The sequence below is a fragment of the Paracoccus benzoatiresistens genome, from assembly GCF_026913015.1.
GTDB lineage: Bacteria > Pseudomonadota > Alphaproteobacteria > Rhodobacterales > Rhodobacteraceae > Paracoccus > Paracoccus benzoatiresistens.
This window is the reverse complement of record NZ_JAPTYD010000102.1, coordinates 1-7,888: the sequence shown is the minus strand read 5'-3', so window position 1 is coordinate 7,888 and position 7,888 is coordinate 1. Positions and strand designations below refer to the sequence as shown.

Sequence of the window (7,888 nt, the reverse complement as noted above, 5' to 3'; positions counted from 1 at the left end):
GACAGGTTTGGCGAGGCGGTGATCGTTCCCGGCCTGGTCGAAGGACATTCCCACCTGATGGAAGGCGGCCTGTGGCGTTATGTCTACGTGGGCTTCCAAGACCGCCTTTCACCCGAAGGAGATCATTGGCCAGGCGTTGGCACGAACGAAGAGGTGGTCGCGCGCCTGTCAGAAGCGGCGAATGCGGACGGTCCGGTTGTCGGCTGGGGGTTCGACCCAATCTTCATCAACGGCAGGTCGCTGGATCGCGACGATCTGGACCGTGTCTCGAACAACCGTCCGGTGGCGGTGCTGTTTTCGAATTTGCACCTTCTGGTCTGCAATTCGGTCGCCCTGGCGATGGCCGGTTATGACAGCTCTGTCGACGTGGAAGGGATCGTCCGCGACTCCTCTGGCCGTCCGACTGGCGAGTTGCGGGAAATGGCTGCAATGTTTCCGGTGCTGCGGCGGCTTAAGGTCGATTTCCGTGGCCTGACGGCTGGCGAGGATGTGCTGCGTCTTTTCGCGATGTCGGCAAGGCGCGCGGGCGTCACCACGGCGACCGACCTGTTCAGCGCCTTGACGCTGCAGGACATGGCCGCGACGTCGCTAGTGGTCGAGGACAAGGATTTTCCAATCCGTCTTGTTCCGGCGATCGGCATATCCGAAGGCGATCCAGAACACTGGATTGATACCATAAACCAGCTTCGCCACTTTTCTGGTGAAAAGCTGCGGATGGGCGCGGTCAAGCTGATGACCGATGGCTCGATCCAGGGCTATTCCGCGCGCCTGAGATGGCCCGGCTATGTGAACGGCGCGCCAAACGGCATGTGGAACGTGCCTCCCTCGGTGTTGCGCGAGTTGATCCGGCATTTCCAAGCCGCCGGGATCCAGATGCATGTCCATGTCAACGGCGACGAGGCATCCGAATTGGTCATCGACGCCATGGCGCAGGCGATGCAGGGGCCGGGCCCCCGGGATCACCGGCATGTGCTGCAGCATTGCCAGTTGATGGATGCTGCGCAATTTCGACGGGCCGCTGAACTGGGCTTGGCAGTCAACCTGTTTGCCAATCACCTCTACCACTTCGGCGATCAGCATTACGAACGCACGGTCGGACCCGATCGCGCCATGCGGATGAATGCCTGCCGTAGTGCGCTGGATGCAGGCTTGAGGCTGGCGATTCATTCCGATGCGCCAGTCACGCCACTGGCCCCGCTGTTTACGGCATGGTGCGCCGTCAACCGCCGGACCGCGTCGGGACGTATCCTTGGCGCGGAACAGGCCCTGACCGTCAGCGAAGCCTTGCACGCAATCACCTTGGGCGCGGCATGGACCTTGCGCATGGATCACGAAATCGGCAGCATCGAGACAGGCAAGCGCGCGGATTTCGCCGTGCTCGATTGCAATCCCCTGGCCATCGATCCCATGGCGCTGAAGGACGTCAGGGTGTTTGCAACGGTCCTGGGTGGGCGGGTCTTCGAATGAACCGCCTGCCGTTGCTGGTCATCGGCGGTTACTTGGGTGCTGGCAAGACCACCTTGATCCGACATCTTCTGGAGAACAATCGCGGGCTGCGGTTGCTGGTGCTGGTCAACGACTTCGGCGCGATCAACATCGACGCGGACCTGATTGCTCATGCGGACGGCGACACCATCGCCTTATCCAACGGTTGCGTCTGCTGTTCGATGAGTGGGGATCTTTATTTCGCCATTGGCGATGCAATCGACCGCCGGCCGCGTCCTGATCTGGTCATCATCGAGGCAAGCGGCGTCGGTGATCCGGCACGCATCGCGCGCGTCGCACGGACTGAGCCCGAACTGGAGTATGGGGGTATTGTCACTGTCGTCGACGCGCAGGCGATCGGCGATCTACTGACTGACGGGCTGATCGGGCCGCAGGTCGAGGGGCAGATCAGGGTGGCCGATCTGATCCTGCTGTCCAAGACCGATCTTTGCGACGCAAGTGCCGCCGTGGCCCGGCTCGCGGCAATTACGGATGCTCCAACAGTTCCAGCCGTGCAGGGCCATGTCGATCCCGCGCTGCTCACCGGATTGCAGGCGGCTGATCCGGAGCCCATTCGCGACGCCCACCATGGTACCGACTATGTCACATGGTCCGGTCACGCCCAACAAAGAGTTCAGGCTGAGCGGGCGCAGGCATTTCTCGCCTCGTTGCCTGTCGGCATCTTCAGGGCAAAGGGCTGGCTGAGCTTGGTCGACCGGACGATCGAGCTGCATCGTGTCGGGCGTCAGTTTCATCAGGTTGAGACCAGTCCCCGTTCGGACTGTCAGCTGGTCGCCATAGCGCCTGCCGGGCGCTTCGATCCAAGCGATGTTCAGCAAGCATGGGAACGAATGCTGAACGACTAGAAAATCACAGCAGGGAAAAGGTAGATAAAGGATGGCTTGGTATCTGACCTACACGGTCTGCTATTTCGTGGTGATGTTCGCCATAGGCGGCTATTACTTCTTCAAGGTAAAGACTTCGGACGAATACCTGATCGCAAACTGGAACATGGGCTTTTGGTCGATTACCGGCACGATCATCAGCACATGCGCGGGCGCGGCCGTTTTCATCGGATGGGTGGGAATGGGCTACAGGGTTGGTATTTCCGGATTCCTCAAGTTCGCCTTGCCGGCATCGGTTTTCAGCATCGCGCTGATCTATTTCTTCAGCGGACCATTGCGGCGGCAAAAACTGTACACGCTGGCCGATTTGTTCTCAGAAAGGTTCGGCGATCGCGTCGGTCTTATCCCCTCGATATTCTCCGCTTTTGTTTATTCCGTTCCGACGACGGCACTGCAAATGGTCGGCATGGCGACGCTGTTCGCCACCGTCTTCGGAGTTCCTTATAACTGGGCAATTCTACTGGCCTTTGCGCTGATCCTTGGGTTCACTATTCTGGGTGGGCTTGTCGCCACCATCGTGACCGACGCCCTCCAAAGCGTCATCGTCATCGTCGGGATTTTCGTGCTGTTTTTCGCCGCAATATCCTACGCCGGCGGCCCGGATGCGATCCTTGCCAACTCCCCTGAGTCCCATCTCAGCCTCTTCGGCGCCGAAGGGCTCGGAGAAGTCCTGACATTCGCGCTGAGTGTGGGGCCTTTCTATTTGGTCTGGCAATCGACTTGGCAGCGGATCTTTGCGTCGCGGACGGAACGCATCGCGATCCGCGCAGGAATTACGGGATTCGTGATCTTCGGCCTCATCGCTCTTCTGCCCTATCTGATCGGCTTGAGCGCGGTGCAGTTCGTGCCGCAGGACATGCGCCCCGACATGATCTTCTCGTATCTAACGGTCGAGCTTCTGCCACCTTATCTGGGCGGCATTGTGGTAATCGGTCTTCTGTCGGCACTGATGACTGGCGCCGATTCATTCATCCTTCAAGGTAGCTCCAACTTGGCTGAGGACTTCTACCGTCGCCTCATCAACCCTGATGCAAGCGAGGCGCAAAAGATGTTCGTCGCACGTCTCAGCGTTGTCATCATCTCGGTTCTGTCGCTGGGGGTCGCCTACCTAATGACCGATATCATCAGTGCCTATCAATGGGCTCTGCGGCTTTCATCGACAACCCTGGTTATGCCTTTCCTGGCTGTCATGTTCTGGAGCCGCGCAACTGCCGCGGGCTGCCTGTGGTCAATGATCACGGCCATTCCGGTCACGATTGCATGGCAGATGCTGGGAAGCGGCATTGATCCGGTGTTCCCCGGCATGACCGTGTCGCTGGTGATGCTGGTGGCGGTCAGTCTCGCTACCAAGCATTCGCGGACGGAATGCCCCAAGGCGATTTTCTGGGATGACCTGCCCTCGGCGAGCCTGAGAAGCGTCGTGGCGTGATGCGTTAGCCGATCAGCATTGCCAGATCGCGTGCAGCGCGGCGCAAATCGTCCAGATGTGTCAAACCCTCCTCCAGCGTCATCCGCTGGCGGGGGGCGTGGAACGACACGGTGGCCAAGATTTCGCCCGAGGTGCTTTTCACCGGTACGGCAAGGGCAATCATGCCCTCGACAAACTCCTCTCCATCGGTGGCATACTGGCACTCTCGAATGCATGCCAGTTCGTCACGAAGCCGATCGGGATCGGTAATTGTCCTGGGTGTATAGGCTTGAAGCCGTGCTGTTTTCAAGAAGCGTTCGATTAGGTCTGGCTGCATGTTGGCCAAGCAGATTTTGCCTGCGGACGTGGCGTGCAGCGGCACCCTGGAGCCGACCTGCAGCTGAATTCTCAAAGGCCATTGAGTTTCGACACGGTCTATATAGACCATTGCATCGCCATCGGGGATGGACAGGTTACAGGTCTCCTTTACCTGTTCATTTAGCCGAACCAGCACTTCCCGTTGCGGTAGGCTGTGCTGACCAGCGCGCATTACTCCCAACATCATCTGCCGCAGCTTGGGCCCGGGCAGATAGCTGCGCCCATCAATGTGGCGGATCAGAAAGCCTTCATCTTCCAGCGTTGCCACCAGGCGGTGGATCGTCGGCTTGGGCAGGTTCAGCGAGGCATTCAGGTCGGTGGCCGTGACAGGCCGCGACTGTTGGGCAAGCGCCTCCAGTATCAACAGATTCCTGAGGCTCGTCGCTGTCTTTTCGCCCGTCTTTTCAAGCATCATCTTTGGATCCGTTATCTTTACACCAATTTAGGACGACCCCTCACCAGCGTCCAATCTAAAAAAATGAGACCAAATGTCTCATTTTTGTTTGACTCGCGGTACTGATAGAAGGCACGTTGGTCATCGTCCGGCGCAGAGGAGGCGTCGACCACAATCCTGAATGTTTGAAACAACCGTCACAGCGCAGGGAGGGCGTAATGTCGGATGCAACCACAGGTGCCTATGCCGAAGAGCAACGCGACAGCGATGTACGCAAGGTCGTGTTCGCAAGCCTCGTCGGTTCCACAATCGAGTGGTATGATTTCTTTCTCTACGGTGTCGTCGCCGGCATCGTCTTCAATGAGCTGTATTTTCCGTCGGACAATGCAACGGTCTCCATCCTGCTGGCATATGCGACCTTTGCGGTCGGCTTTGTCGCTCGGCCGCTGGGTGGGCTGATCTTCGGGCATTATGGTGACCGCATCGGTCGAAAGACCATGCTCGTGATCACCCTTCTTCTAATGGGCGGCGCGACCGTTCTGATCGGTCTGCTGCCTACGTATGACACGATCGGCATCCTGGCTCCGATCCTGCTGCTGCTTTTGCGGATCGCGCAGGGTATTGGCATCGGCGGCGAATGGGGCGGGGCGGTCCTTATGGCGTATGAATTTGCCCCACACGGCAAGCGCGGCCTCTATGCCTCGATTCCGCAAATCGGCCTGTCGTTGGGCTTGTTCATGGCATCGGGAGTCATGGCGCTGTTGACGATGCTGTCCGACGAGGCCTTCATGTCCTGGGGCTGGCGATCTGCCTTCATTGCCTCGATCATCCTTGTGATCCTGGGCACGTGGATCCGCAGCAATATCGGCGAAAGTCCGGAATTCGAAAAGGCCAAAGCGGAATCGCGCAACCGCGACCAAGGTCTGCCCTTTATCGACATGCTCAAGCGCTATCCGGGCAATGTCCTGCTGGGCATGGGGGCCCGTTATATCGACGGGGTGTTCTTCAACGTCTTCGCGGTGTTCTCGATCGTATACCTGACCCGCTATGTCGGCTTGGAAAGGTCGTTCGCACTGTGGACGGTGTGCGGCGCTGCTGTTGTCATGGTCGTGTTCATTCCCTTTTTCGGCCGATTGTCAGACCGGATCGGACGCCCACGGACCTATGCCATGGGATCTTTGTTGCTTGCACTCAGTGTCTTTCCGGCCTTTGCGCTGATGTCCACGGGTAATCCGGTGCTAGTCGTGCTGGGCATTGCTCTGCCCTTTGGCGTGATCTACCCGATCTGCTACGGACCCGAGGCGGCGCTATTCGCCGATCTGTTCGACCCCAGCGTTCGCTACACCGGTGTTTCGTTTGTATATCAATTCTCGGGCATCTTCGCATCCGGGATTACCCCGATGATTGCCACCGCGTTGATGTCGGCCAATGGCAGCGATCCCTTCTGGCTTTGCTGCTATGTCGTCTTTGCAGGCATCGTGTCGATGATCTGCGCGATCCTTATCGGGCGCCGCAGCCGCGCATAAGGACCAGGAAGGGTCTGTTACAGACCCTTCCTGCAACCTCCAAGGTCTTGAAAAGGATAAGATCATGACCCAGGCACCAGACTGTGCGGATTATGTGGTGGTTGGCGCGGGTTCGGCCGGCTGTGTCGTCGCAAACCGGCTTAGTGAGGACCCGTCGATCCGCGTCACGCTGATCGAGGCCGGGAACCGCGACTCAAGCCCGTGGATACACATCCCCGTTGGGTACTTCCGCACCATGGACAATCCAGCCTTCGACTGGTGCTACAGCACCGAGCCGGACAGGGGGCTTGGCGGCCGATCGCTCCGCTGGCCCCGGGGCAAGGTTCTGGGCGGTTCGTCGTCGCTGAACGGGCTACTGTATGTCCGCGGCCAGCGAGAAGATTATGAGCACTGGGCGCAACTGGGCAACCGGGGTTGGTCGTGGTCCGACGTCGGTCCCCTCTTTGCCGAACTTGAAACCTTTCAGCGCGGTCCGTCCGAAGGGCGCGGCACCTCTGGTCCGCTGCAGGTGTCCGACCCGCGCTTGCGCCGCGAGATCTGTGAACGCTGGATCGAAGCTGCCAAGGCGCGCGGCATTCCCTACAATCCGGATTACAACGGCCCAGTGCAGGAGGGGGTCGGCCATTTCCAGCTAACGGTGAACAAGGGACGCCGCTGTTCGTCGGCTGCCGCGTTCCTCAGACCGATCCGCAACCGCGCGAACTTGTCGATCGTCACCCGTGCTCAGGTCATGCGGGTCGTGATCCGCGACGGCGTCGCCCGAGGAGTGGAAATTGCACGCCCTGACGGCAGCAGGCAGGTAATCGAGGCGCGGCACGAGGTAATTCTGTGCGCAGGCGCCATTGGTTCGCCTCAAGTCCTGATGCTGTCGGGCGTGGGCGACCCCGACCAGCTTGCCGGGCACGGCATCCAGGTCGCCGCTGCCCTGCCGGAGGTAGGACAGAACCTGCAGGACCACCTTCAGGCGCGATTGGTCTTCAAGTGCCGTGAGGCAACCCTGAACGACGAGGTCCGCAGCACCTTCAACAAGATGAAGATCGCCGCCGAATATGCGCTGTTCCGCACCGGTCCGATGACAATGGCCGCCAGTCTGGTCTTCGGTTTCCTGAAGACGCGCCCAGAGCTGGCGACACCGGACATCCAGTTCCATATCCAGCCCTGGTCGGCCGACAGTCCGGGAGAAGGCGTCCATCCGTTTTCGGCCTTCACGCAGTCGGTCTGTCAGTTGCGTCCCGAAAGCCGCGGCACCATCGCGCTGCGCTCGGCCAATCCGGCGGATGCGCCGGCGATCCACCCGAACTATCTGGCAACTCAGGCCGATCGCGACACCATCGTCGCTGGCATCAAGATCGCCCGCATGCTTGCCCGTACCGAGCCGCTGAAATCGGCGATCCTCGAGGAGTTCAAGCCTACCACCGACGTGGAAAGTGACGACGAAGTTCTTGCATGGGCGAGGCAGAACTCGACCACGATCTATCATCCGACCGGCACTTGTCGGATGGGCGTGGACGCGGGAGCGGTCGTCGATCCAAGGCTGAGGGTGAATGGAGTGCGCGGTCTGCGCGTCGCAGATTGTTCGATCATGCCGGAGATCGTGTCGGGCAACACCAACGCCCCCGCCATGATGATCGGTGCAAAACTCGCGGCAATGGTTCTTGAGGACCGTTCGTCTGCGCAAAATGGGACCGCTCAGCGCGGTTCCTTGGACCAGGTAGCATAAGGAGCCATCGCCATGAGAATGACGACAGAGGAAGCGTTTGTCAAAGTGCTGCAGATGCACGGGATCGAGCAT

At 59.6% G+C, this 7,888-nt stretch carries 6 protein-coding genes; 5 read left to right on the top strand and 1 reads right to left on the bottom strand.

The features are described from left to right. The 3 genes from OU682_RS23070 to OU682_RS23060 form a co-directional block, all read left to right on the top strand. Window positions 1–1,467, top strand: a 1,467-nt coding sequence (locus OU682_RS23070; protein ID WP_268944532.1) for an amidohydrolase, incomplete at its 5' end; no start/stop codon positions are given. Further along, complete coding sequence (locus tag OU682_RS23065; protein ID WP_268944531.1) at window positions 1,464–2,351, top strand: CobW family GTP-binding protein; 888 nt, start codon at window positions 1,464–1,466, stop codon at window positions 2,349–2,351. The genes OU682_RS23070 and OU682_RS23065, both read left to right, overlap by 4 nt. A 31-nt stretch (window positions 2,352–2,382) precedes the next feature. Next, a complete protein-coding gene (locus tag OU682_RS23060; protein ID WP_268944530.1) occupies window positions 2,383–3,819 on the top strand; it encodes a sodium:solute symporter family protein in 1,437 nt (478 codons plus the stop codon). A gap of 4 nt (window positions 3,820–3,823) precedes the next feature. Here the strand turns inward: OU682_RS23060 and OU682_RS23055 are convergent, their stop codons facing one another. Continuing rightward, the gene (locus tag OU682_RS23055; protein ID WP_268944529.1) at window positions 3,824–4,591 is read right to left on the bottom strand and encodes an IclR family transcriptional regulator; all 768 of its coding nucleotides are present in this window, start codon (window positions 4,589–4,591) and stop codon (window positions 3,824–3,826) included. Between the two features lie 197 nt (window positions 4,592–4,788). On the opposite strand from OU682_RS23055, the gene OU682_RS23050 reads away from it, so the two are divergent. Both OU682_RS23050 and OU682_RS23045 read left to right on the top strand, forming a co-directional pair. Continuing rightward, window positions 4,789–6,096 (top strand): MFS transporter, encoded by a 1,308-nt coding sequence (locus OU682_RS23050; RefSeq protein WP_268944528.1) that lies wholly within the window; start codon window positions 4,789–4,791, stop codon window positions 6,094–6,096. A gap of 64 nt (window positions 6,097–6,160) precedes the next feature. Further along, entirely contained in the window at window positions 6,161–7,816 is a 1,656-nt protein-coding gene (locus OU682_RS23045) for a GMC family oxidoreductase (RefSeq protein ID WP_268944527.1), read from the top strand. Window positions 7,817–7,888: the final 72 nt, after the last annotated feature.